Here is a 22,981-nt window from a genome sequence, read left to right as displayed (position 1 = left end):
CCCTACGGGTCGATCACGAGATCCGCGGGGCATGACGCAGTCTGCCCCGCGGGATTCTCCGATCCGCGTCAGACGTGGCCGCCGCGGCGCAGGCTGCTGAGCATGGACAGGTGGGTCTGGACCGACGGCACCGCGACGGTGGCCACCGCGCGGCTGCGGGGGTCGGAGCCACCCTGCGCATAGGCGGTGTTCAGCGCCAGCAACTCCTCATGACCGGCGATCTGTCCCTGCACGTAGGCACGGTCGAAGGCTCGACCCGGCGAGAGGCCCTGTAGTTGCTGCAGGATCGCCATCTGGTCCGGCCGCGGCTGCACGTTGCCCGGTGTCGCCCCGAGGGCGGCCGCCACGGCGGTCTGCTCGTTGATCTCGAGTTGCGCGAAGTTGCGGATGGCGGGGCTGCGCGAGCGCTCGAGAGCGAGCCGGCTGGTCTGGATGGCGAACTCGCCGCCCATCAGTTCCGACAGCCGGAACTGATCCGGCGAGCCGAGGTCGAAAGCGGGCTGGGCGTGGGCCAGCGGCACGGCCGAGACCAGGCCTACCATAGCAAACAGAACGGAACGTCGATCCATGGAAACAGTCTTTCGAGCTGAGAGAACAGGATTTTGATCTTAAGGCGTGATCATTTCCGTGAATCTCAGTTCGCCGTTGCTTGTTCCCACTTGTCGGATGCGGCCGGGTCGATTTTCAGATTAGAAAAGATCTTAACTTCGATCAATGAGTAGACTATCCGATGATGACCTTGCGACCCGTGCCCGGCTCAAGGTGAGCACCTTGCTGATGCCGATCATTGCGGCGGCAGGGGCGATGGGATCATGACGAAGTAGATCGTGTAGGCGATCAGGGCTGCTACCAGCAGACCGGCGGCGATCCATCCGAAGCGGTTCGTCCGCACAGGGTTGGGTTTATGGTCGATGGGCGGCACGAAGGATCTCCCGAATTGCATCCGGTCGCGAGATCCGAAGCCGATCCCGCGTCCGTCGGTAAGCCCGGCTCAGTGGATGAAGGCTTCCAGGGTCACGACCACGCCGGCGCCCACGATGGCGAGGCCGAGCGGCACCAGGCTGCTGACCTGATCGGCTTGATCGACGGTCCGACCGTCGCCGGAACCCGGACCCTGACGGGGGCCGCCGGTCTCGGGGCGGCCCTGGTCGCGAAGCTGCGTGGTTGTCTGCATGGGCAAGATCCTCGTGGGCAAGATCCTCGCGGGCAAGATCCTCGTGAGCAAGATCTTCTGCGGCCTACGGCTTATCCTGGCTGGCGAGGCTGCTCTGAGCGCCGGACAGGTCCGACTTCGGGCTGGCGAGCCCGGTCGTGTTTTCGGCCGGACCCGACTCGATCGCGTCGGCCGGAATCTCCCGGTTGGCGGCATGGTCCTGATACTGCTCGGTCTGGACCATCTTGCTGTCGAGCCCACGCATGTCGTTGTGCCGGGACTTGTCGCGATTGCTGAGAACCATGTTCTCTTCCAGGATTCCGTCCGGCAGGTCCGTCATGGCGCCGGTTCCGGTGCCCTTGCCCTGTGCGGCCGGACCCATCTTGTGTCGATCGGCGTTCGCCATCGCTGCGTCTCCTGAGATGTTGAGATCCTGAGGGCTGGCGCCGGCACCGAAGACGCCGGCTCGGCAGAGGTCAGTTCCGAAAAAGTCAGCTCCGAAGAAGCCGACTCAGTGCGATCGGGCGGCGGATTTACCCTCGGCATCGTGGGCATGATGGCGGTCGCGCTCACCGCCGCCGCCGGATACATGGGACGTCGCGTCGTTGGTCGGACTGCCCGGAATCGGGCCGTGCCGTACGTCCGCCTGCGGCTTGGACGCGTCCTGATGGCTGCTGCCGGGGCCGCCGTGATGACGGTCGGCGGCGGGCGTCTTCTTCGAGGTGCTCATTAGCGATCCTGCTGGTAGCCCTGGTTCGTGGTGTTCACCTTGGAATTGCCGGCCTGCCCGATCTTGTCGGGGTTCTGGGTCTGGCTCGACCCCTTCGGACCTGTGGCAAGGGGCGCTTCCGGTGCGCTCCCGGGGCCCTTATCGGACTGGTTGGCGGGCGGAACGGGCGGTGCCTTGGCCGTCATGCGCGGCTCCTGTCTGCGGTTTCGGGTGGGTAAGGAATCAATCGTTCCGCATCCGAACAGTTCCGTCGCGATGCTGTCGCATCGGTGCCAGGCTATAGCGTGCGGATCTTGTCGGCGATGCGCTTGAGTTCCGTGTCATCGACTTGCACCGGACGGCCGCTGTCGTCCGGAATACCGTCTCCGGTCTGAGCGATGGTTGTCTCACGCGGACGCGCGTTGGTGCCGGTGGAGTCCGGCTTGTCCGATGTCGAGTCCTCGATGTCGCGCTCCATGGCGGGCTCCCGTGGTTCGATCAGGAAGGCGTTCGGTGAGCCGCTAGCGCTGCCGTCCATCGGTCGTCGCGCGCGCGTCCCACGGCGGATGCCGGCGGCTCGCCGCGATGACGGCGAGTTCCCCGAGACCGATGGCGGCCAGCAGCAGACGGTCCCGGGCCGGCTCGTCCTGCAGCAGGGCGGCCGCCCCGACGAAGCCGAGGGCACCGACGGCATCGCACGCCAGATGGGTCGGCATTCCGATCGCCGGAACGAGACCGCCTTCGTAGCGGGTGAGCATCGTGTAGCCGTAGTGCCAGACCGGCCCGACCCTCATGATCCGGCGCGTCGCGCGCCCACGCCGCGGCGAGAGCGAGAGGGCGGCGATGGCGGCCGGCAGCAGGTATTCGGCCACGGCGTGCTGGCGGGTGGGAATCATCGCTGTCGGCCTTCGTGTCAGAGCGTTTCTTTCGAACCGGACACGCTCGGACGCGGATCGGAATCGGGGCTCGAATTGGAATTGGGGCTTGCTTTGGAGTGAAGGCTTGCCTTGGAGGCGGGGCTTGCCTTGGAGGAAAGGCTTGCATCGGAAGCAGGGCTTGGATCGGAGATGCGGCGCAGGTTGGCGGCCGGCGTCTCTGCCTCGGTCGCCTCGACGCTGGCGATATCGCCGCCGCCGATGGAATCCTGGCGGGGAAAGCCGGAGGCGACGCGCGCCGTCTCGGCCTGCCAGCTCGGGTCCGAGTCCAACGCGTGCTGCAACCGGTCCGGGCGGCCGACATCGCGGGCCTCGTCCTGACCGAAATCCTGGCCGTTCCGGTCGGTAGAGGCATCGAAGTCGCGCAAGCTCGGGCGCGCGGGCGCATCAGGGCGGTTCCGGGGGGCGTTCATGGCGATCTCCTCACAGGATCGGCTGATCACAGGATCACAGGGCCATAGGATGGGCGCTCTCGGATGACGGGCGTGATCAGATGATAGGTTTGCCGCCGGTGACCGCGATGGTGGCGCCGGAGACGTAGCTGGCTTCCGGGCTCGCCAGCATGACGTAGACGGGGGCCAGTTCGCAGGGCTGGCCGGGCCGCTGCATCGGCACCTGCGATCCGAAGCTCCGGACCTTCTCCATCGGCATGGTGGAGGGGATCAGCGGCGTCCAGATCGGCCCCGGCGCGACGCAATTCACCCGGATGTCGCGGTCGGCCAGCATCTGGGCCAGACCGCCGGTGAAGTTCTGGATCGCGCCTTTGGTGGTGGCGTAGGCGAGCAGTTGCGGGCTCGGCGTGTCGGCATTGACCGATGTGGTGTTGATGATGGCCGCACCCGCCTTCATGTGCGGCAGCGCGGCCTTCACCAGATAGAACATCGCATGGATGTTGGTGGCGAAGGTGACTTCCCACTCCTCGTCGGAGATGTCCTCGGGCTTCTCGAAGGTCTTCTGGTGGGCTGCGTTGTTGACGAGGACGTCGACCTGCCCGAAGGCCGCCACCGCCCGGTCGATGATCGCGCGGCAATGCTTGGGGTCCTTGATGTCGCCCGCGACGGCCACGGCCTTGCGTCCGGCCTCCTCGACCAGGCGGCAGGTCTCCTTCGCGTCGTCGTGCTCGTCGTAATAGGCGACCAGCACGTCGGCACCCTCGCGGGCATAGGCCAGGGCGACGGCGCGACCGATGCCGCTGTCGGCGCCGGTGATGATGGTCTTCCGTCCGGTGAGCCGCCCCGACCCACGATAATGCGCCTCGCCGTAATCGGGGCGCGGGTCCATGTCGGCGTCGCGGGCCGGCGGCGTGAGCTGGCGCTGCTTGTCGAAGGGCGGCTTCGGGAAGTCCGTCATCGCGAAACTCTTCCTGAGGGGTGGCGGATCGGGTTCGGGGCACCGGCAGGCCGCGCCGCGCACGGGATCAGGATGTCCCGGAAGGGCGGTTCGGCATCGTGGCGGTGGTGCAGCGGTCGGGGGCAGACCCGAGGACCAGATCTGACCGCGCCGCATCCTTGTATCGTGCGTCGGCCTGCGACGTGTCCCGGTGTGTTGGGTCGGTTCTGTCACGATAACCGCGCCCGGATCACTTTGTTTCGCGGTCCGAATTTTGATCTATGTTGACATCCGGATGGTATGAGCAGTGGGGCCGTCTCGCTGTACGATCCGATACTCATCATCGATCATCGCCGGCTGGGCTGGGCCATCGCCATCCTGCATGTCCGCCGCCACAACTGGACCGCCCACTCCCTCGAACTCGCGCCCTGGCAGATGCTGCCGGCGGCGATCCCGCTGCCGGTTGCCGCCCTCGCCGTCGAGGAGCCGCTCACCGTAGCCTGGTCGCCACGCCTGATCGGCCTCCTGTCCTCCGCATGCTGCAGGGCGAGCGCCTGAGCCTCGCGCTGATCGGGCTCGGGTGCCTCGCCGCCGCCCTGGTCACCGGCGCCCAGCCGGGGCGCAGCCCGTGACGATTCCCGCCTTTCGCACCAGGCAGCGTCCCGTGGCCCCTCGACCGGAGGCATCGGACCCTGTCTGGTCCCGCTCGTGCTTCCGAACCACCGGGACGAATCGGGACCACATACGGGACGAAAGGCAGAGTCACTTGCAGAGCCACATGCAGAGTCACTTGCGGAGCCACTCGCAGGACGACAACACGCGGGCGGGGACCAAGGATCGGGTCGGGTCGATCTGCCGGGCCCTGCGCCGCGCGATCGTCGAGCGGGCCATCGTGCCCGGGGACCGTCTGCCGGAGGATGCCCTCGGCGAACGCTTCGGGGTCAGCCGCACCATCGCCCGTCAGGCCCTCGGGCAACTGGCGAGCGAGGGGCTGGTGGAGCTGCGGCGCAACCGGATCGCCGTGGTGGCAACGCCGAGCTGGGAAGAGGCCCGCGACACCTTCGATGTCCGCATCTGCCTGGAGCGGCTGGTGGTCGCCCGCCTGGCCGGGCGCCTCACCGAGGCGCAGCAGGCGGCGCTGCTCGCGCATATCGCGCTGGAGGAGGCCGCGCAGGGAGGCTCCGAGGCCGGGTCGATCCGGCTGGCCACCGAGTTCCACCTGTTGCTGGCCCAGATGACCCGCAGCCCCGTGCTGGAGCGCTACGTGGCCGAACTCGGATACCGCTGCGCCCTGGTGCTCTCGCTCTACAGCCGACCCCATTCGGCCGAGTGCGGTGTCAGCGAGCACCGCGCCCTGGTGGCCGCCCTGATCGCCGGCGATCCGGAGCGCGTGAGCGCCCTGATGGACCATCATCTCGACGCGGTCGCCGAGCGGGCGCGCATCGTCGCGACCCCGCCGCGCGAGCGCGACCTCGGCCGCCTGCTGGCGCCCTACATCGAGGCCGTGGACGGCTGAGCCCGGCTCAGGTGTCGAGGCCGGCGCGGGTGAGCAGCCGCTCGGCGCTGTCGTTCCAGACCTCCATGGTCACGATCAGACCGTCCCGCACCGTGAACCGGTCGACGTAGCGGTTGCCCTCGAACGGCGTCCCGTCCGGCCAGGCACCGTAGAGCGTGCCGAGGCTGTAGACCGTGGTGACGCCATCGCCCGGCACCACGTCGAGGCGCTCCATCCGCTTCTTCACCCAGGCGTAGCGACCGGCATTGAACGCGGTGACCTCGCGCGGATGCGCGAAGGTGCGGGCCCCCGTGAACACAATGCTGATGCCCGGTGCCATGTAGGTCGCGGCCCGCTCGGGGTCCGGCACCATCGAGGCTTCGAGATAGGCGGTGACGTTGGCCGCGTCGCGCGCGGTGATGTCTTGAGTGAGGGAGGTATCGGGCATGGTCGGGTCTCCGAGGCGTCGCCAAACCTGACGCAAATGCCGCCAAAGTGCATGCAACAACTGTATGCACTTTGGCGCATCGTGAGGCACCGACGCGGACAGCCCCGAGAATTTCCCAGCGATGTCAGCGGTGTGCCCGATGGCATGGCGGTTGCGGACGGGTTGCCAAATTCCCCGCCGGAGAGACCCGATGCCCCGCCGATCGACGCCGCCCCTGACCCGCCGCCTCGCGCTCGGCGCCTGCCTGCTCCTGGGGCTGCCCCTCACCGGTGCGGCGCGGGCCGCGGAGCCGATCCGGATCGGCCTCGTCACGGCGCTGAGCGGACAATCGGCGAAATCCGGCGAGGCGATCTCCCGCGGCATCGGCCTCGCCATCGACGAGATCAACGCCGGCGGCGGCGTGCTCGGGCGGCCCCTGGAGCTGGTGGCGCGCGACGACGAGGCCAACCCGTCGAAGGGCGTGCTCGCCGCCCGGGAGCTGATCCAGCGGGTCGGCGTGGTGGCGCTGGTCGGCGGTCTCGACACGCCGGTCTCGATGGCGCTGGTGCCCATCGCCAACCAGATGAAGGTGCCGTTCCTCGGCCCCTGGGCCGCCGGCACCGGCATCACCCGCAACGGGGCCGCCGACAACTACGCCTTCCGGGTCTCGGCGGTGGATGCCCTGGTGGACGAGGCGCTGGTGGCCTACGCGGTGAAGACTCACGGGGCGAAGAAGCCCGGGATGATCCTGGTCAACAACGCCTGGGGCGAGTCGAACCAGCAGGGCCTGACGGCGGCGCTGAAGGCCGCCAACCTGCCGGCCGCCGGCATCGAGAAGTACGAGGCCGCCGACCTCGACATGGTGCCCCAGCTCACCCGCCTGCGGGAGGCCGGCGCCGACACCCTGTTCCTCGTCGGCAATGTCGGCCCCTCGGCCCAGGTGGTGAAGTCCCTCGACCGGATGGGCTGGAGCGTGCCAGTGGTCTCGCATTGGGGGCCGGCCGGCGGACGCTTCGACGAGCTTGCCGGGCCGAGCGCCGCGAAGGTCCATTTCATCCAGACCTTCACCTTCGCGGGCAACAGCGCCCCGAAGGCGCTGGCCGTGCTCGAGGCGCTGAAGAAGAAGTATCCGGCGATCAAGTCGATGGCCGACGTCACCCCGGCGGTGGGCATCGCCAACGCCTACGACGCCATCCACCTGCTCGCCCTGGCGATCAAGGCCGCCGGTTCGACCAAGGGACCGGAGGTGCGCGACGGCTTCTACAAGGTCGCGGCCTATCCGGGCCTGATCAAGACCTACGACAAGCCCTTCGCGCCCGGGCAGCACGACGCCCTCGGGCCGCAGGACTACGTCTTCACCCGCTTCAAGGATGGCGAGATCGTCGCCGTCACGAACTGAAGGCGCCGCGCCGATGCTCGCCAGCACCCTCATCACCGGCCTCGGCCTCGGCAGCATGTACGGGCTGGTGGCGCTCGGCTTCCACATCACCTACGCGGTCTCCGGCACGGTGAACTTCGCACAGGGCAGCGCCGTCACGCTCGGGGCCGTGCTCGGCTACGCGCTCGGTGTCACCCTGGGCTGGCCGATGCCGGTGGCGATCCTCGGGGCTCTGCTGGGCTGCGCCGTCCTCGGCCTCGTGGTCGAGCGGCTGCTGGTGCGGCCCTTCGTCGAGAAGGGTTCGGATGCCTGGCTGCTCGCCACCGTGGCGGGCGGCATCGTCCTCGACAACGCGATGCTGTTCACCTTCGGCAAGGAGCCGCGCAGCCTGCCCTCGTCGCTTGCGGTGACGCCGGTGGAAATCCTCGGCACCGGCATCTACCCGCTCCAGCTCCTCATTCCCGTCGTCGGCCTCTCGGTCGCTGCGGCGATCCAGACCCTGTTCCGCCGCACCGATCTCGGCCGGGTGCTGCTGGCGGTGGCGCAGAATTCCGACGCCGCCCGTCTGATGGGCATCGACGTCCGGCGCACGGTCGCCTGCGCCTTCGCGCTCTCGGCCCTGCTCGCCGGGGCGGCCGGCCTCCTCATCGCGCCGCTGTTCTCGGTCTCGGCCGAGATGGGCGCATTGTTCGGAATCAAGGCCTTCGCGGTGGCGATCCTGGGTGGCATCGGCTCGGCCACCGGCGTGGTGCTGGCAGGCCTGCTCTACGGCCTCGTCGAGGCCGGCGTCACCGCGACCCTCGGCTCCACCTACACCCAGCTCGTGGTGTTCTCGGTGATCATCGTCGCCCTGGCGCTGCGTCCCGACGGGCTCCTCGGCCGCGCCGCGATCAACAAGGTCTGAGCCCGATGCACATCTTGCGCGCCCCGGGTGCGATGCCGGTCGCCATCCTGGCCCTGACCCTGGCGGGCCTCGCCCTGGTGGGACTGACGGGCGGCTACAGCCACTTCGTCATCGCCCTGGTGGCGCTCACCACCGTGGCGGGAACCGGGCTCAACGTCCTCCTCGGGCTGACCGGGCTGATCTCCTTCGGCCATGCCGGCTTCTACGCCATCGGCGCCTATGCCAGCGCGATCCTGACCGGGGCCGGCCTGAGCTTCTGGCTCGCGGTTCCGGCCGCGGGCCTGCTCTCGGGCCTGGTCGGGGCCGGGCTGGCGGTGCCGGCGATGCGGGTGAAGGGGCCTTACCTCGCGATGGTCACCATCGCGTTCGGCTTCATCATCGAGCACGCCCTGATCGAGGGCGGGTCGCTCACCGGTGGCCAGAACGGCCTCGTGGTCACCACCGGGCCGAGCCTGTTCGGAGTTCTCTTCGCCGAGCGCGAGCTGGCTTGCCTCGCCGTGCTGGGCGCAGGCCTGAGCCTCTACGGCTTCCACCGCCTCGCCCGCAGCCGCCTGGGCCGGGCCATGCGGGCGGTGCGCGATGCCGACGTGGCGGCCGCGTCCCTGGGCTTCGACCCGGTGCGGGTGAAGACCCTGGCCTTCGCAATCTCGGCCGCGCTGACGGGGCTCGCCGGGGCTGTGCTGCCGCCGTTGATGCTTTTCATCGCCCCAAGCTCCTTCCCGTTCTCGCAGTCGATCCTGTTCGTGCTCTCCGTGGTGGTCGGCGGGGCCGGTACCGTGCTCGGGCCGCTGCTGGGTGCCCTCGTCACCGTGCTGCTGCCCGAGACCCTGGCGGGGCTCGCCGAGTACCGGCTGCTGTTCTTCGGCCTCGCCACCCTGGTGGTTTTGTGGCTGGTGCCCTCGGGGATCGTTGGCAGCGCGGCCCGGCTGCTGCCGCGGCCGCGCGCCGGTACCGTCCCGCCGGCCACGGATTTCGGGCAACTGATCGGGCAGCGCGCGGCCGAGGCCCTGGTGGTCGAGGGCATCGGCATCAGCTTCGGCGGCATCCGCGCGGCGGAGGGCGTCTCGGTGAGGGCCGAGGCCGGGGCGGTGACGAGCCTCATCGGCCCCAACGGCGCCGGCAAGACCACCGTGCTCAACATGGTCTCGGGGTTCTACCGTCCTAAGGCCGGGACGATCCGCCTCGGAGGGCGCGACCTCGCCGGCGCTCCGGCCCACGTCATCGCCCGGGCCGGCATCGCCCGCACCTACCAGACCACGCGCCTGTTCGGTTCGCTCAGCGTTCTCGACAACGTGGCCCTCGCCCTCGACCCGGGGCGCCTGTGGCGGCGCACCCGTGCCCGGGATCGCGCCGCGGCCGCGACCCTGCTGGATTTCGTCGGCTATGCGGGCGCTCCGGACCGACCCGCATCCGAACTGCCGCATGTCGACCGCCGCCTCGTGGAGATCGCCCGGGCGCTCGCCGGCCGGCCCCGCATCCTCCTCCTCGACGAGCCCGCCGCCGGCCTGACCCGGGCCGACACCGATGTGCTCGGCGGGCTCCTGCGCCGGATCGCCGGGCAGGGCATCGCCGTGGTGCTGGTCGAGCACGACATGCCCCTCGTCATGAGCGTTTCCGACGCCATCCTGGTCATGGATGCCGGGCGGCCGATCGCGCAGGGGACCCCGGCCGCGATCCGTCGCGACCCGGCGGTGATCCGCGCCTATCTGGGCGGCGCCGACACGCCGGCGCGGCCCCGCGCGGCCGCATGGACGCCCCCGGCCGACGCGGTGCTCTCGACCCTGGGCCTCACCGCCGGCTATGGCGCCGCCCCGGTCCTCGACGGCGTCAGCGTCGAGGTCCGCCCCGGCGAGACCGTGGCGCTCCTGGGCGCCAACGGCGCCGGCAAGTCGACCACCATGCGGGCGCTCGCCGGGCTGCTCCGGCCGGTGGAGGGCCGGATCGTCCTGGAGGACCGCAGCATCGCGCACCTGCCGGCCCATGCCATCGCCCGCCTCGGCCTCGCCCTGGTGCCCGAGGGCCGGCAGGTATTTCCCGAACTCACCGTCATCGAGAACATCCGCCTCGGGGCGCATGGCCGCAAGGCGCCGATCGACCCGGCCGAGATCGAGGCGCTGCTCACCCGGTTCCCCCGTCTGCGCGACCGGGCAACGAGCCGGGCCGGCCTCCTCTCGGGAGGCGAACAGCAGATGCTGGCGATCGCCCGCGGGATGATGGCGCAGCCGCGCATCCTCCTCCTCGACGAGCCCTCCCTCGGTCTCGCGCCGGCGATGATCAACGCCCTCTACGCCGTGGTGGCGGACCTGCGGGACCAGGGTGTGACCATCCTGATCGTCGACCAGATGGCGGCTCTCGCCCTGACAGTGGCGGATCGCGGCTACGTGCTGGAGCAGGGCCGGGTCGTCACCGCGGGGACGGCGGCCGAACTCGGCGCCGATGCCGGCCTGGAGGCCGCCTATCTCGGGGCGGCCTGAAACGGCTCAGTCGGCAAAACCCGGCTCAGCCGCGCGGATCGTGGCCTCGGCCAGGGACCGCGCCCGTTCCCAGCGCCGGCACTCGCGATGCGCATCCGACAGGGCGCGATGGTCCGGGGCGGGGTCGGCCTGCGCGTCCCGGCGCAGGTCCGCGAGCAGCTTGCCCGCGATGCCGTCGCGCGACGGGAGCGGGATGCCGCCCTGGGCCAGCACGTCCAGGATGGCGCTGCGCTGCGCCTCCCGGGTCGCCCTGAGCCGGAGGGCGTGCCGGGGCAGGCCGGACGCGCGCAGGAGCCGGCTCAGCCATTGGCCGTCCCAGGACGGCGCCGAGGCATAGAGGGCGACGTCGCGCAAAGTGGTCAGCATGTGCAGCGCCACCCAGTCGTGAGCCACGCCCTCCCGGATCAGGCGCGCGCGCTCCAGGCCGTGGACCCGCTCCGCCTCCGGGGACCAATCGGTCCAGCCTGGGGCCGGGCGGATCAGGTAGCTCTCCGAAGGCCCGTCCGCGAAGACCCAGGCGACCTCGATCGGATAGCTGGTCTTGGCCAGCGACGAAGCCTCGAAATCCAAGAAGGCGATGCGGGTCACGGGCGGACCATCGGTGGGGCCACGGCTCGGGGTCGAGAGGATCGGTACGGGAAAAGGAACGATGCCGGGCAACAAACCGGCACAAAGCCGAGTTCCGGCTTCGACGAACCGCGAAGGACCCCGTGTGAGCGACGCAACACCGATCTCGATGCCCGTGCGCGGCGCGCGCCGGTGGCGTGCCGATGTCGTTCCGGTGTTCCTGGCCCCGACCCGTTTCGTCCGCTCCCGTCTCGAGACGCCGGTCGGGCGGATCAACCGGTTCGCCGCGGCCCTGGCGGCGCCGCATCCCGGTCTCTGGGGACTCGCTGGCGCGGTCGCACTTCTCGACGCGCTCTGGCTGCGCCGGCTCGGGATCGCCGTGGCGCCGCAGGGATTCACCGTGGCGGCGGGGCTCGTCGGGGCGCTGCTCGCTCTGGCCTTCCTGTTCGGGCCGATCCTGTCCGAACCGAAGCTGCGGGCCATGGCCCTCGCAAGTGCCTGTCTGATCGCCGTGACGCTGCCGATCGCGGTGCTGCACTACCTCACCGCCACCTGGGCCCTGCCGCTCGCCGATGCCCGCCTGGCGCGCACGGAGGTCGCGCTCGGCTTCGACTGGCCGGCCTATCTCGCCTTTCTGCAGGCGCATCCGCGCCTCGCCTGGTGGCTGGCGCTCGCCTACCACACCAGCGGCCCGCAGGTGGGGCTGACGGTGATCGTGCTCGCCGCCACCTGCCGCCTCGGCCGGCTCTGGGCCTATGTCCGGATGTTCACCGTCCTGCTCGTCGCCGTGGTGTTGATCGCCGCCCTGGTGCCGGCCGCCGGTCCCTTCGTGCAATACGGCCTTCCGACCGACCCGGACGGGTCGATCGAGACGATGGGGGCGCTCTGGCACCTCGACGCGCTGGAGCACCTGAGGGCCGGCACCCTGCACACCCTGGCCCTCGGGGACATCCGGGGCCTCGTGACCTTTCCGTCCTTCCATGTCTGCCTCGCCGCCCTGACCGCCTGGGCGCTGGCGCCGGTTCCGGTCGTCGGCCCGCTGGCGATCCTTCTCAACGCCGTGATCATGGTGGCGACCCTGGGGGCCGGCGGACATTATCTGCCGGATCTCCTGGCGGGTTTCGCCCTGTCCGCCGTCGTCATCGGCGGTCGCTCGATCCTGCGGCGGCGGGTCTGGTCTCGCCCGAGGGCGCGGGGCGCCGCTGAACCCGCCGCGGACGGGCCGCGTTGTCCGGCATAACGGCTCCTGCGGTCCGGATCGGCGCTTCACATCGGCTCATCGCTACCACACCCGCTGCCAGGATTTTCGACGCCGAGCGCCGAGATCAGGGTGGCGCCGCCTCTCCGAAGGCACCGTGATCCCTCTGGTCGGGACAACTGACCGGAGCCATACCCCATGAACGTCGCCGCGCAGGATTTGCCTTGCGGGCTGCCAGACCCCAGCTCGGGGATCGACATGGCCGCCGCGCCCCACACGGGATCACCCCTTCGATGACACCCGCTACCTCCTCCGCCATTCCCTCCGCCATTCCCTTCGCCAACACCTACGCGCGCCTGCCGGAGCGCTTCTTCGCCGAAGTCGCGCCGACGCCGGTCGCCGCGCCCCGGCTCATCCGGGTGAACGCCGAACTGGCCGCCCTGCTCGGTATCGATCCCGATTGGCTCGCCAGCCCGGACGGTGTCGCGGTGCTGGCGGGCAACCGGGTGCCGGAGGGCGCCGAGCCGCTCGCCATGGCCTATGCGGGCCACCAGTTCGGCAACCGCGTGCCGCAGCTCGGCGACGGCCGGGCCATCCTGCTCGGTGAGGTGGTCGGCCGCGACGGCATCCGGCGCGATATCCAGCTCAAAGGGTCGGGCCCGACCCCGTTCTCGCGGCGGGGTGACGGCCGGGCCGCCCTCGGTCCGGTGCTGCGGGAATACGTGGTCAGCGAGGCCATGGCGGCGCTCGGCATTCCCAGCACCCGTGCCCTGGCGGCCGTGCTCACCGGCGATTCCGTGATGCGCGAGACGGTCCTACCCGGCGGTGTCCTGACCCGGGTGGCCACCAGCCACATCCGCTTCGGCACCTTCCAGTTCTTCGCCATGCGGGGCGATGTCGACGGGGTGCGCGATCTCGCCGATCACGTCATCGGCCGGCACTATCCGGAACTGGCGCAAGCCGACAATCCCTATCAGGCCCTGCTCACGCGGGTGGTCGAGCGGCAGGCGGATCTCGTCGCGCGCTGGCTCCTGGTCGGCTTCATCCACGGGGTGATGAACACCGACAATTGCGCGGTCTCTGGAGAGACCATCGATTTCGGCCCCTGCGCCTTCCTCGACGCCTACGACCCGTCCGCCGTCTTCAGCGCGATCGACGAGAACGGCCGCTACGCCTATGGCAATCAGCCCGGCATCCTGCATTGGAACCTCACCCGTCTGGCCGAGGCCCTGCTGCCCCTGCTCGCCCGCGAGACGGAGGACGGTGTCGCAGTGGCGCAGGATCTCCTCGGGGCCTTCGGGCCGCGCTTCGAGGCAGCGTATTACGGCGGCCTGCGGGCCAAGCTCGGCCTGACTCGTGCGGAGGAAGCCGACAAGGACCTCGGCCGGGCACTGCTGGAGATCATGGGCGCGAACCACGCGGATTTCACCCTGACGTTCCGCCGCCTCGGCGAGGCCGCCCTCGGACCGGAGGGTGACGCCGGCGTGCGCGCCCTGTTCGACGATCCCGGGGCCTACGACGCCTGGGCGGTGCGTTGGCGCGAGCGGCTCGCCGCCGAACCGATGGACCCCGAAACGCGTCGGGCCGCGATGAACCGGGTCAATCCCGCCTTCATCCCGCGCAACCACCGAGTCGAAGCCGTCATCGAGGCGGCGATCGCCCGCGACGATTTCGGCCCCTTCCACGAACTCGTGACGGTGCTGGCCAAGCCCTACGACGACCAGCCTGCCTTCGCGGCCTATGCCGAGCCGCCCCAGCCGCACGAGCGGGTGCTGCGCACCTTCTGCGGCACCTGACACCCAGGGAGCACCGGCACGCGGTTATCGGTGCTTCCAGAACAGGTCCGGCCGGCGGAGCGTTCTTAAGCCAGGAGGACCTTCAGCCATGGTCGACACACGCACGACATCGTCCGAATCGCTCGCCACCGGTCCGCGCGATACCGTCAGCGGCGCGGTCCGGGACGCTCCGGGTGAGCCGATGGAGCGGCCCGGAACCGAAAACGCCGAGCAGGCCGCGCGGACCGGGGGGATCGCGGGAGCCATCGACGGACCACGCCTGACCCCGCAGGGTCGGACCGGCGAGGACGCGTCCGACCCGGATGAAACCGACCCGATGGGCGGCATGAAAACCGGGCAGCGCGACAAGGCGGAGGGCTGATCCCGCATTGGGACGCGCGCCGAAACCAGTTGGCCCCGCGAACCATCCCCTTGCAAAGTTGTTGGTATACCGTATTCCAAGTGGCGTTCTCGCGTCATGCCGAGAGGTGCATCGATGACACAGACAGTGAAGCCGGATCGTCCGATCTGGCCACCCGTTCCCGACACGCGGACGGGCCCGGAGCCCAAGCCTGCCCAAGCTGACACCCCGCCGCCGAATTCGGCCGGCATCGAACGTCCGGCACCGGATTCCGCCCTGATCAAGCCGACCGCCTTCGAGGGCTTCGGCTCGTTCTCGGGCTGAGGACACCGGGCCGGCCGGGATCGCCAAAATCGATCGCGGATCCTCAAGCACCGATCGACCATCAAACCCTCCTTGGCGCGGAAAGCCACGGAGGGTTTCGTCTGTCGGGACACACGGTTCGTTCCCCGCGTGAGGCAGATCCAGGTCTTTGCGCAGGCTGCCGAAGGGCGGTTAATCCCAATGTATTTCAGTCTGATCGCCGAATTCGTGCCGCCGCGCACCCGGGCGATGGGGCGAATGGATTAAAATAAATCTCTATACTTGTGCAGTTCTGCACTTTCCATCGCGATGTTGCGACCTAATCTGTTCTTCCTACATCAACGAGAGAACGCGGCGGGGTCGAACGGATGCAGGCGCGCATCGTCCGCTCCTGCCTGCCTCTCGGCGCCTCGCATCTCACCGGCTTGAATCTCAGCGGCTTGCATCCCGGCGCCTCGGCGCGTCGGGCAAGGCCATCACCAGCGAAGGAACAGGTATGGATACGCTCATCCAGGGCATTTCGCAGTTTCGCGGCAACGTCTTCCCCGGGCAGGAGGCGATGTATCGCCAGCTGGTCCGCGACGGGCAGCAGCCTCAGGCGCTGTTCATCGCCTGCGCGGATTCCCGCGTCTCGCCCGAGCACATCACCCAGGCCGGCCCCGGCGACCTGTTCGTGTGCCGCAACGCCGGCAACATCGTGCCTCCGTTCTCGCAGGTGAACGGCGGTGTCTCCTCGGCCATCGAGTACGCCGTGGTGGCGCTGGGGGTGAAGGACATCGTGATCTGCGGCCATTCGGATTGCGGGGCGATGAAGGGTTTGGCCGATACCAAGGCCCTGGAGGCGATGCCGAGCGTCGCCGCCTGGCTGCGCCACAGCCACGCCGCTCAGAAGATCGTCTGCGAGGCCTATCCGGCCGATCTCGATCCCAAGACCCATGCGCGGGTCCTGGCGCTCGAGAACGTCGTGGTCCAGCTCAACCATCTGCGCACGCATCCGAGCGTCGCCGCCGGTCTCGCCAAGGGCGAATTGCGCCTGCACGGCTGGTTCTTCGAGATCGAGACCGGCGAGGTCCTGGCCTATGACGGCGCGCAGTCGCGCTTCGTGGGCCTCGCGGACGGCGCGGCGCTTCCGGTCGCCGACGCTCCGAGCGCCCGGGTGATGACGACCGGACACGCGGCCTGACGCAAACCTGGGCGGCGGCTGTCTGGCCGCCGCCTCAGGCGACGGACGGGAGGGCGGGCTCGGTCTCCGGGGCATCCGCGTCATCGGCCCACGACACCGCAAAGAGCCGCATGTCGCGGGTGTCGCGACAATCCGAGGGCGGCATGGCCGAGAGCCGCAGCGTCGCCAGGGTGGTCGGGCTCAGCAGGCGGATCACGTCGTCCGAGGCCGCGACGGACAGATCTGCGGCCTTGGCCCGCGCCTCGATCCGGGCGAGGCGGTTCATCGGCGTCCCCAGCACGGTGAATTCGGCCCGATGCCCGTCGTCGAAGACGCCGACCAGAACCTCGCCGGCATGCAGCGCAAGGGTGATGCGCAGCACGGGACGGCCCTCGTCGCGACGCTCCACGTTCAGGCGCGCGAGGCGCGCCAGGATGGTCCGGCCGCAGGCGAGGGCCGCCTGAGCCTGGGCCTGGGGGCGTCCGACGATGAACTGGGCCAGGATGCCGTCGCCGACGTACTTGTCGACGATGCCGCCATGCTCGGTGACGGCAACATGGGTCAGGGCGCGCATGTCGAGCAGCGCCCGCACCACCTCCTCCTGCGCGTGGTTGCGCGAGAAGGCCGAGAAGCCGCGCAGGTCGAGGCCGAACAGGCAGGCGTGGCGGGATTGTACGGTGCCGAGCCCGCCGCCGCTCTCGGCGAGGGCGCCCGCGACCCGGCGGGGCACGAAGCGCGCGAGGCTGGTGCGCTCCCGCTCCATGCGCAGGGCCGTGGTCACCGCCGCCTGGAGGCGCCGCACCCCGTCGATCACCACGAGGCTGGCGGCCAGGAAGGTCAGGAGGCCGGGCACTTCCTCCTCGAAGGTCACGTGCGGGCCGAGCAGCGCGCTCTCGGGGACCAGGAAGGCGAACAGGAGGGTGAGGCCCCATCCCAGGCCCACCAGCCCTGAGAAGGCCGCCGTGTGCCACACCCGCATGCTGAGCCCGGTCTGGAGCAGCAGGAGGAAAGCCGGCAGACGGCTGACGGCCGTGGCAGTCTCCTCGGTCTCCACCGCGCCGACCAGCATGTGCTCGACGAGGAGGAACAGGGCCACGCCGGCATTGAGTAGCGTTGCCGTCCAGGCCAGCCATTCGGTCGTGCGCTCGCCCGCCCGGTCGCTCTGGCTCGCGCGCCAGTCGGCGAGACCGAGGCCGAGGGAGAACAGCGCGTAGATGCTGAGGCCGACCCAGTGATGGGCCGAGTGGTTCGATCCGTCATAGCCCTGCGCGGTGGCGAGCAGCACCAGGACGATGACGAGATGAAGCACCAGCGAGCGGCGTCCCGAAGCCGCCTGGAGGCGGCGCAGGATGGTGGGGTCACCCAGGTTCGGACGGCGACGGGACGGAATGCGCATGACGGGACGATCGATTGGAGGGATCGCGGGGGCTTAGCACCCTGTGCGTCCGCGGCGTCATAACAACTCCGAACCGCGCGTCTCGCAGGTGGCACGGTTCGGCCGCAGCGCTGCGTCGCCCTGGCCAGGACGAGGTCCCGCACTTGACGAGGTCCCGCACTTCTCGCAACCCGTGAAGCCAGGAATGGCGGGTCTCGACGGTGCGCCGACCGGCAGTGATCCGCGGGAGAGCATCATCGCCGGCGATCCGGCGAACGGGATCTCAGAGGGCGCCTTCGCGGATCGCGCCGGGATCGGCCAGGGCGTGCAGCAGGCGCGCCGCGTTGTGGGCGAAGCGCAGGGTCACGGCTTTGCGCCGGGGACCGCTCAGGGGATGATCGGCGGGATCGCGCAGGATGGCTGCCCCGAAGGCATCGGCGACGATGAGGCCGGCCTCCTCCGGCGTCAGGGTGGTGGAGAGCGTCTCGGGGATGGCGAAGTAGAAGCGGTCGCAATAGTCGCGGTAATCCGGCCATTTCCGATCGGCACGAAAATCGGCCACGCTCGACTTGATCTCCACGATGGTCAGGCGCCCGGCCGGGCACAGGGCGATGATGTCGGCGCGCCGACCGTTCGCCAGGGAAAATTCCGGAATGGTGACGTGGCCGAGTTCGGCGAACAGACGCCGGACGCCGCGTTGGACCTGGAGCGCGGTGGCCGACTGACGCCGGTCGGGCGGAAGGAGGACGGTCGCGAGGGCTGCTGACATACGGCTCTGATGGATCGGGAATTTGTCCCGAATCGGGATCGACCACAGGAAATCAGCCGCCGCGCGGCTTGTCACCTGCGACCCCGTTGCGCGGGCATCGGCGCCAAGCATCACCCGCTAAGCATCACCCGCCGAGCATCACCCGACGGTCAGAACGTCCGAGGCGTGCAGGGCCGCCCGGATCGCATCGAATCCGTCGGTGAGCGCGGCCGGACCCGGCTGCAGGATCAGCGGCGATTTGATTTCGTGGATGCGGCCGGCCGCGACGGCGGGGATCGCGTCCCAACCGGGGCGGGCGCGGATACGATCCGGGTTCACGCGCTTGCCGCACCAGGAGGCGAGGATCACGTCCGGCCGCGCGGCGATCACCGCCTCCGCGGTGACGATCCGATCCTTGGCCGCCGGTTCCCGGCTGAGGTCTGCGAAGACATCGTCGCCGCCCGCCTGCGCGATCAGGTCCGAGACCCAGCCGATCCCGGAAATCATCGGCGCGTCCCATTCCTCGAAATACACGCGCGGCCGCGGCCGGCCGACGCTCTCCCGGGCGACGCAGTCGATCCGCTCGGCGAGGCGCGTGGCCAGGGCGTCGGCGTCGGCAGGCACGCCCACCAGGGCACCGACGGTGCGGATCATGGCGAGGCAGCCGGGCAGGTCGCGCTGGTTGAACAGGTGCACGGCGATGCCGGCCCGGGCCAGGTTGGCCACGATCTCCGCCTGCAGATCGGAGAAGGCGAGCACGAGATCGGGGCTGAGGGCCAGGATCTTCGGCAGGTCGGCCGAGGTGAAGGCCGAGACCCGCGGCTTCTCGCGGCGGACCCGCGCCGGCCGCACCGCATAGCCCGAGACCCCGACGATGCGGTCCTCCTGTCCCAGCAGATACAGGGTCTCGACCGTCTCCTCCGTCAGGCAGACGATGCGCTCGGGTGGAAAGCACCGCATGGCGCTCAGCCTTTGAAGTAGGCGAGCAGGCCGGCGCCGGGAGCCAGCATCAGGAAGGCCCAGGCCAGGGCCGAGGTCACGTTGGCGATCTGGAACGGCAGGCGTTTAACGCCGAACACGCCGGCGATGAGAGGCACCACGGCGCGGGCCGGGCCGATGAAGCGCCCGATCAGGATGCCGCCCGCGCCCCACTTATGGCAGAAGCGCTCGGCGCGCTCGACGAGCGCGGGGTAGCGCCGCATCGGCCACATCTGCTTGGCGCCCTCCTTGTAGTAGTGCCCGAATTCGTAGGAGACCCAGTCGCCCAGGGCTGCGCCGAAGGCGCCGGCCAGCATCACCGGCCAGAACGGGATGCCGACCGAGCCCATCAGCGCCCCGATGCCGAGAAGCAGGAAGGTGGCGGGCACCAGCAGCGACAGGAAGGCCAGGGATTCGCAGAAGGCGAGGATGCCGACGATGAGCGGCGTCCATCCCTGGTTCGCCTCCACGAAGGCGAGGGTGCTGGTGCGGAGGGCTTCGAAATCCATGTCGTCCGGAAATCCATCATGGCTGAGTGTGTCGGGCGCGGGTCGGAGCCCTGACCCCGAATGCGGACCGGACCGGTTGCGCCGCTGTGGCGAAAGCCCTGTGCCGGGGCAAGCCGGGGTCACACGAAGGAGGGTGCGAAGGCGGGAGACCTTGCGGTAAGGGCTGGCACGACCGATCCTTCGGCGCGCGTCTTTGGGAGAAAACGGTTTGAACATCCTCTCGATTCAGTCGCACGTCGCCTTCGGCCATGTCGGCAACGCGTCCGCGGTGTTTCCGATGCAGCGCCTCGGTGTCGAAGTCTGGCCGATCCACACGGTTCAGTTCTCCAACCACACCGGCTACGGCGCCTGGCGCGGCCGGGTGTTCGACGGACCCGCGATCGAGGATCTCGTCGCCGGCATCGCGGAGCGCGGGGTGCTCGGCACCTGCGACGGCGTCCTGTCGGGCTACATGGGCTCGGCCGACATCGGCACCGCCATCGTGCGGGCGGTGGCCTCGGTGCGGGCGCTCAACCCGAAGGCGCTCTATGCCTGCGATCCCGTGATGGGCGATACCGATCGGGGCATCTACGTGCGCCCTGGCATCCCGGAATTCATGCGCGACCAGGCGGTTCCCGCCGCCGACATCGTGACCCCGAACCAGTTCGAGCTGAATCACCTCTCGGGCCTGCCGACCGGGACCCTGGCGCAGGCCAAGCGCGCGGTGGCCTCGGTACAGGCCCTCGGCCCCCGGGTCGTGCTCGTCACGTCGCTGATCACCGACGACACCCCCGCCGACGCCATCGACCTGATGGCCGGGGAGGGCGGGCGGTTCTGGCGGCTGCGCACGCCACGCCTGCATCTCGACGTGAACGGGGCCGGCGACGCCATCGCGGCCCTGTTCCTGGTGCATTATGCCCGCACCGGCTCGGCGGCCGAGGCCCTCGGGCTGGCGGGGGCGTCGGTCTATGGACTGCTTCGGCGGACGGCCGAGGCCGGCTCGCGCGAGATCCTGACGGTGGCCGCGCAGGACGAGTTCGTCACGCCGAGCGAGACGTTCCCGGTGGAGACGGTCTAGCCAAGACGGGTTAGCCAAGACGGTTGACGCGAGACGGTTGAGCCAGGACGGTTAAGGTAAGGCGGTCTAGGCAAGACCCTCCAGGGTTGTATCGCCCCCCGTTCGGAGATCCTCACCATGACGCGCCGCTTCGTGACCCTCGACGTGTTCACCGACACCGCCCTCGCCGGCAACCCCTTGGCGGTGGTGCTGGATGCCGAGGGTTTGGACACGGCCGCCATGCAGGCCCTCGCGGGCGAGTTCAACCTGTCCGAGACGGTGTTCGTGCTGCCGCCCGAGGCGTCGCGCCACCGGGCCCGCCTGCGCATCTTCACACCCGCCACCGAATTGCCCTTCGCGGGGCACCCCACCCTCGGCACGGCCGTGCTGCTGGCGCTCCGCGACCGAAGGGCCGGCCTGACCGACGCGCTGGCCTTCGGGCTCGAAACCACGCTCGGGACCCTGGCCTGCGTGATCGTGCCGGGGGAGGGACGCGGCACCGGCCGGTTCAAGATGCCGGTCCTGCCCGAGTTCCTGGGCGATGGCCCGGAGCCGGACGCGGTCGCCGCCGCACTTGGCCTGGAGCCCGCCGAGATCGGCTTCCTGCGTCATGCCCCGAGCCGCCACGGGGCCGGACCGGGCTTCCTGTTCGTGCCGCTGGCGAGCCGCGAAGCCCTCGGGCGCGCACGCGTGGTGTCGAGCGCGCTCGCGGCCCTGGGACCGCCTGCGGCGCTCTATTGCTACACGCCCGACCCGGAGGGGCTCGGCCATCGCTACCAGGCCCGGATGTTTGCGCCTCATCTGGGCGTGCCGGAGGACCCGGCGACGGGGTCGGCGGCGGCGGCCTTCGCGGGGGTGATGATGCAGTTCGAGCCCCTCGGCGAGGGCGAGCACGACATCGTCCTAACCCAGGGCGTCGCGATGGGCCGCCCGAGCACCATCGGGGTGCAACTCTGCATCGAGGCCGGCGCCCTGCGCTCGGTGGAGATCAGCGGCAGCGCCGTGCTGGTCAGCGAGGGAACCCTGCTTGTCTGAGTCCTTCACGTGGACGCGGCTGCGCCACCTCGAAGCGCGGCTGGTGGCGCATGACTGGGCCTGGGCCCGCGACAATGCCGAGACCATCGCCGCCACCTGGGCGCGGCGCTGCGCGGAGCGGTCCGGCCTGTTCGACGGGCGCGTTCTCCTCGCCCGCGCCTGCCGCATCACGGGGGATCGCTGCGAGATCGACCTGTTCGAGGTCGCGTACTCGCAGTTCCTGGCCTTCCGGCAGGCCGGATCGCCCGATCCCGCAGTGACCAACGCCTTCGCGGCCATCGTGCCGTGGACCGCCGACGGCGCGGCTCTCCTCGGCATCATGGGGTCGCACACCGCCAATGCGGGCCAGATCTACTTCGCCTGCGGAACGCCGGACCGGGACGACATCCGCCCGGGCGGAGAGGTCGATCTCGCCGGCAGCGCCGCCCGCGAGTTTCGTGAAGAGACGGGAATCGCCCTGGCCCCGGACGCGGCGGAGGCGTGGGTTCTCCTCAGCGGTGAGAGCCAGCGCGCCTTCCTGCGGCCGGTCCGCTTCGCGGAGGAGGCCGATGCGCTGCTGGCCCGGATGGAAGCGCATCGCCGGGCCGAGGCGGCGCCGGAACTCGCCGGCTTCGTCACCGTGCGGGGGCGCGACGACCTCGATCCCACCCGCATGCCCCCCTTCGTGCGGGCCTACCTGGAGGGCGCCTTCGCGGGGACCTACGGGTAGCCGTAGCGCGCCTTCGCGGCCGCGAGCAGACCGAGCGCTTCCCGGTCGCGTCCACCCTGGCAGGCCGTCGCGGCATTGCGCAGGTCGGTGCTGAAGCGCTCGCCCACGGGGGCGTTGAGATTGCCGGTCGCGACATCGCTGTCGACCACCGCCTGAGTCCGGGCGATGGCCGGCCCGCAGCCACTGCCCTGTGGAAGAGGCGCGGCGACCACGGGAGCGGCGGCGACGGCCGCGGCCGATGGGGTTGAGGCGGTCGGCTTGCAGGCCCCGACGAGGCCGGCGGTGACGAGGACGACGACGAGGCTGACGCGGGACACGGCGGCTCCTGACAACGAAGGTGCCGGCAAACGGCACAGCTTGATCCGGGCCGGTTCTGCGCTGCCTCGCAGGGCCGGTCAATCCGGCATGCCGCTCCGTCCCG

At 70.0% G+C, this 22,981-nt stretch carries 30 protein-coding genes; 13 read left to right on the top strand and 17 right to left on the bottom strand.

Annotation, left to right across the window (positions count from 1 at the left end; all coding sequences use genetic code 11):
- Positions 1 to 68 precede the first annotated feature (68 nt).
- The 10 genes from ASF57_RS15290 to ASF57_RS15250 all read right to left on the bottom strand — a co-directional run bounded on the left by ASF57_RS15290 (position 69) and on the right by ASF57_RS15250 (position 4,147).
- Positions 69 to 569: a DUF4142 domain-containing protein gene (locus ASF57_RS15290; RefSeq protein ID WP_082504021.1), complete on the bottom strand. Its 501-nt coding sequence runs from the start codon at positions 567 to 569 to the stop codon at positions 69 to 71.
- A 215-nt stretch (positions 570 to 784) separates the two neighbouring features.
- Positions 785 to 922 carry a hypothetical protein gene (locus tag ASF57_RS25840; RefSeq protein WP_156376169.1) on the bottom strand — a complete coding sequence of 46 codons (138 nt, stop codon included), beginning with the start codon at positions 920 to 922 and terminating at the stop codon, positions 785 to 787.
- A 69-nt stretch (positions 923 to 991) separates the two neighbouring features.
- Positions 992 to 1,174: a hypothetical protein gene (locus tag ASF57_RS15285; protein ID WP_056484853.1), complete on the bottom strand. Its 183-nt coding sequence runs from the start codon at positions 1,172 to 1,174 to the stop codon at positions 992 to 994.
- Between the two features lie 64 nt (positions 1,175 to 1,238).
- Positions 1,239 to 1,559, bottom strand: coding sequence for a hypothetical protein (locus tag ASF57_RS15280; RefSeq protein WP_056484847.1), 321 nt, complete (start codon positions 1,557 to 1,559; stop codon positions 1,239 to 1,241).
- 105 nt (positions 1,560 to 1,664) lie between these two features.
- The gene (locus tag ASF57_RS15275; RefSeq protein WP_056185816.1) at positions 1,665 to 1,883 is read right to left on the bottom strand and encodes a hypothetical protein; all 219 of its coding nucleotides are present in this window, start codon (positions 1,881 to 1,883) and stop codon (positions 1,665 to 1,667) included.
- Positions 1,883 to 2,068 carry a hypothetical protein gene (locus ASF57_RS15270; RefSeq protein ID WP_056185813.1) on the bottom strand — a complete coding sequence of 62 codons (186 nt, stop codon included), beginning with the start codon at positions 2,066 to 2,068 and terminating at the stop codon, positions 1,883 to 1,885. Before ASF57_RS15270 ends, ASF57_RS15275 begins: the two co-directional genes overlap by 1 nt.
- A 92-nt stretch (positions 2,069 to 2,160) precedes the next feature.
- Positions 2,161 to 2,340, bottom strand: a complete 180-nt coding sequence (locus ASF57_RS15265) for a hypothetical protein (RefSeq protein WP_056485962.1) — start codon at positions 2,338 to 2,340, stop codon at positions 2,161 to 2,163.
- A 43-nt stretch (positions 2,341 to 2,383) separates the two neighbouring features.
- Positions 2,384 to 2,758, bottom strand: a complete 375-nt coding sequence (locus tag ASF57_RS15260) for a hypothetical protein (RefSeq protein ID WP_056484845.1) — start codon at positions 2,756 to 2,758, stop codon at positions 2,384 to 2,386.
- A 17-nt stretch (positions 2,759 to 2,775) separates the two neighbouring features.
- The gene (locus tag ASF57_RS15255; RefSeq protein WP_244476961.1) at positions 2,776 to 3,210 is read right to left on the bottom strand and encodes a hypothetical protein; all 435 of its coding nucleotides are present in this window, start codon (positions 3,208 to 3,210) and stop codon (positions 2,776 to 2,778) included.
- A 76-nt stretch (positions 3,211 to 3,286) separates the two neighbouring features.
- On the bottom strand, positions 3,287 to 4,147 hold the full coding sequence (locus tag ASF57_RS15250) for a glucose 1-dehydrogenase (protein ID WP_056185807.1): 861 nt from the start codon (positions 4,145 to 4,147) through the stop codon (positions 3,287 to 3,289).
- A 279-nt stretch (positions 4,148 to 4,426) separates the two neighbouring features.
- On the opposite strand from ASF57_RS15250, the gene ASF57_RS15245 reads away from it, so the two are divergent.
- Both ASF57_RS15245 and ASF57_RS15240 read left to right on the top strand, forming a co-directional pair.
- Positions 4,427 to 4,684, top strand: a complete 258-nt coding sequence (locus tag ASF57_RS15245) for a hypothetical protein (protein ID WP_056484843.1) — start codon at positions 4,427 to 4,429, stop codon at positions 4,682 to 4,684.
- 220 nt (positions 4,685 to 4,904) lie between these two features.
- Complete coding sequence (locus ASF57_RS15240; protein ID WP_056185799.1) at positions 4,905 to 5,642, top strand: GntR family transcriptional regulator; 738 nt, start codon at positions 4,905 to 4,907, stop codon at positions 5,640 to 5,642.
- 7 nt (positions 5,643 to 5,649) lie between these two features.
- Here the strand turns inward: ASF57_RS15240 and ASF57_RS15235 are convergent, their stop codons facing one another.
- Entirely contained in the window at positions 5,650 to 6,069 is a 420-nt protein-coding gene (locus ASF57_RS15235) for a nuclear transport factor 2 family protein (protein ID WP_056185796.1), read from the bottom strand.
- Positions 6,070 to 6,259: 190 nt separating this feature from the next.
- On the opposite strand from ASF57_RS15235, the gene ASF57_RS15230 reads away from it, so the two are divergent.
- The 3 genes from ASF57_RS15230 to ASF57_RS15220 are packed head-to-tail and all read left to right on the top strand — an operon-like array spanning position 6,260 to position 10,804.
- On the top strand, positions 6,260 to 7,447 hold the full coding sequence (locus ASF57_RS15230; RefSeq protein ID WP_056484841.1) for an ABC transporter substrate-binding protein: 1,188 nt from the start codon (positions 6,260 to 6,262) through the stop codon (positions 7,445 to 7,447).
- Between the two features lie 13 nt (positions 7,448 to 7,460).
- Positions 7,461 to 8,330: a branched-chain amino acid ABC transporter permease gene (locus ASF57_RS15225; protein ID WP_056185791.1), complete on the top strand. Its 870-nt coding sequence runs from the start codon at positions 7,461 to 7,463 to the stop codon at positions 8,328 to 8,330.
- A 5-nt stretch (positions 8,331 to 8,335) separates the two neighbouring features.
- Entirely contained in the window at positions 8,336 to 10,804 is a 2,469-nt protein-coding gene (locus ASF57_RS15220; RefSeq protein WP_056484839.1) for a branched-chain amino acid ABC transporter ATP-binding protein/permease, read from the top strand.
- A 6-nt stretch (positions 10,805 to 10,810) separates the two neighbouring features.
- On the opposite strand, the gene ASF57_RS15215 is transcribed toward ASF57_RS15220, so the two are convergent.
- Positions 10,811 to 11,392 (bottom strand): transcriptional regulator, encoded by a 582-nt coding sequence (locus tag ASF57_RS15215; RefSeq protein WP_244476960.1) that lies wholly within the window; start codon positions 11,390 to 11,392, stop codon positions 10,811 to 10,813.
- Between the two features lie 124 nt (positions 11,393 to 11,516).
- On the opposite strand from ASF57_RS15215, the gene ASF57_RS15210 reads away from it, so the two are divergent.
- The 5 genes from ASF57_RS15210 to ASF57_RS15190 all read left to right on the top strand — a co-directional run bounded on the left by ASF57_RS15210 (position 11,517) and on the right by ASF57_RS15190 (position 16,191).
- Positions 11,517 to 12,611 (top strand): phosphatase PAP2 family protein, encoded by a 1,095-nt coding sequence (locus ASF57_RS15210; protein WP_244476959.1) that lies wholly within the window; start codon positions 11,517 to 11,519, stop codon positions 12,609 to 12,611.
- Between the two features lie 251 nt (positions 12,612 to 12,862).
- A complete protein-coding gene (locus tag ASF57_RS15205) occupies positions 12,863 to 14,365 on the top strand; it encodes a protein adenylyltransferase SelO (RefSeq protein WP_056484835.1) in 1,503 nt (500 codons plus the stop codon).
- 88 nt (positions 14,366 to 14,453) lie between these two features.
- Positions 14,454 to 14,726: a hypothetical protein gene (locus ASF57_RS15200; RefSeq protein ID WP_244477026.1), complete on the top strand. Its 273-nt coding sequence runs from the start codon at positions 14,454 to 14,456 to the stop codon at positions 14,724 to 14,726.
- A 114-nt stretch (positions 14,727 to 14,840) separates the two neighbouring features.
- Positions 14,841 to 15,029: a hypothetical protein gene (locus ASF57_RS15195; protein WP_056484833.1), complete on the top strand. Its 189-nt coding sequence runs from the start codon at positions 14,841 to 14,843 to the stop codon at positions 15,027 to 15,029.
- Positions 15,030 to 15,504: 475 nt separating this feature from the next.
- On the top strand, positions 15,505 to 16,191 hold the full coding sequence (locus ASF57_RS15190) for a carbonic anhydrase (protein WP_056484831.1): 687 nt from the start codon (positions 15,505 to 15,507) through the stop codon (positions 16,189 to 16,191).
- A 34-nt stretch (positions 16,192 to 16,225) separates the two neighbouring features.
- Here ASF57_RS15190 and ASF57_RS15185 read toward each other — a convergent pair whose 3' ends face one another.
- The 4 genes from ASF57_RS15185 to ASF57_RS15170 all read right to left on the bottom strand — a co-directional run bounded on the left by ASF57_RS15185 (position 16,226) and on the right by ASF57_RS15170 (position 19,780).
- Positions 16,226 to 17,566: an adenylate/guanylate cyclase domain-containing protein gene (locus tag ASF57_RS15185; RefSeq protein ID WP_082504019.1), complete on the bottom strand. Its 1,341-nt coding sequence runs from the start codon at positions 17,564 to 17,566 to the stop codon at positions 16,226 to 16,228.
- A 262-nt stretch (positions 17,567 to 17,828) separates the two neighbouring features.
- Complete coding sequence (locus tag ASF57_RS15180) at positions 17,829 to 18,314, bottom strand: MmcB family DNA repair protein (protein ID WP_056185847.1); 486 nt, start codon at positions 18,312 to 18,314, stop codon at positions 17,829 to 17,831.
- Positions 18,315 to 18,452: 138 nt separating this feature from the next.
- Positions 18,453 to 19,253: a cobalamin-binding protein gene (locus ASF57_RS15175; protein WP_056484828.1), complete on the bottom strand. Its 801-nt coding sequence runs from the start codon at positions 19,251 to 19,253 to the stop codon at positions 18,453 to 18,455.
- Between the two features lie 5 nt (positions 19,254 to 19,258).
- The gene (locus ASF57_RS15170; RefSeq protein WP_056484826.1) at positions 19,259 to 19,780 is read right to left on the bottom strand and encodes a DedA family protein; all 522 of its coding nucleotides are present in this window, start codon (positions 19,778 to 19,780) and stop codon (positions 19,259 to 19,261) included.
- Between the two features lie 208 nt (positions 19,781 to 19,988).
- Between ASF57_RS15170 and pdxY the strand changes: the two genes are divergently transcribed.
- The 3 genes from pdxY (at position 19,989) to ASF57_RS15155 (ending at position 22,560) form a co-directional block, all read left to right on the top strand.
- Positions 19,989 to 20,837 carry a pyridoxal kinase PdxY gene (gene pdxY / locus ASF57_RS15165; RefSeq protein WP_056185769.1) on the top strand — a complete coding sequence of 283 codons (849 nt, stop codon included), beginning with the start codon at positions 19,989 to 19,991 and terminating at the stop codon, positions 20,835 to 20,837.
- A gap of 117 nt (positions 20,838 to 20,954) precedes the next feature.
- Entirely contained in the window at positions 20,955 to 21,851 is an 897-nt protein-coding gene (locus tag ASF57_RS15160) for a PhzF family phenazine biosynthesis protein (protein ID WP_056484824.1), read from the top strand.
- Complete coding sequence (locus ASF57_RS15155) at positions 21,844 to 22,560, top strand: NUDIX hydrolase (RefSeq protein WP_056484819.1); 717 nt, start codon at positions 21,844 to 21,846, stop codon at positions 22,558 to 22,560. Before ASF57_RS15160 ends, ASF57_RS15155 begins: the two co-directional genes overlap by 8 nt.
- Here the strand turns inward: ASF57_RS15155 and ASF57_RS15150 are convergent.
- Complete coding sequence (locus tag ASF57_RS15150; RefSeq protein WP_056484817.1) at positions 22,551 to 22,877, bottom strand: hypothetical protein; 327 nt, start codon at positions 22,875 to 22,877, stop codon at positions 22,551 to 22,553. The two genes, ASF57_RS15155 and ASF57_RS15150, sit on opposite strands and share 10 nt — an antisense overlap.
- Positions 22,878 to 22,981 lie beyond the last annotated feature (104 nt).

It is taken from the genome of Methylobacterium sp. Leaf117, assembly GCF_001422985.1.
In the GTDB taxonomy this organism is placed as follows: Bacteria; Pseudomonadota; Alphaproteobacteria; order Rhizobiales; family Beijerinckiaceae; genus Methylobacterium.
Note: the sequence above shows the minus strand (reverse complement) of the source record. Positions and strands in the feature narration are given on the sequence as shown.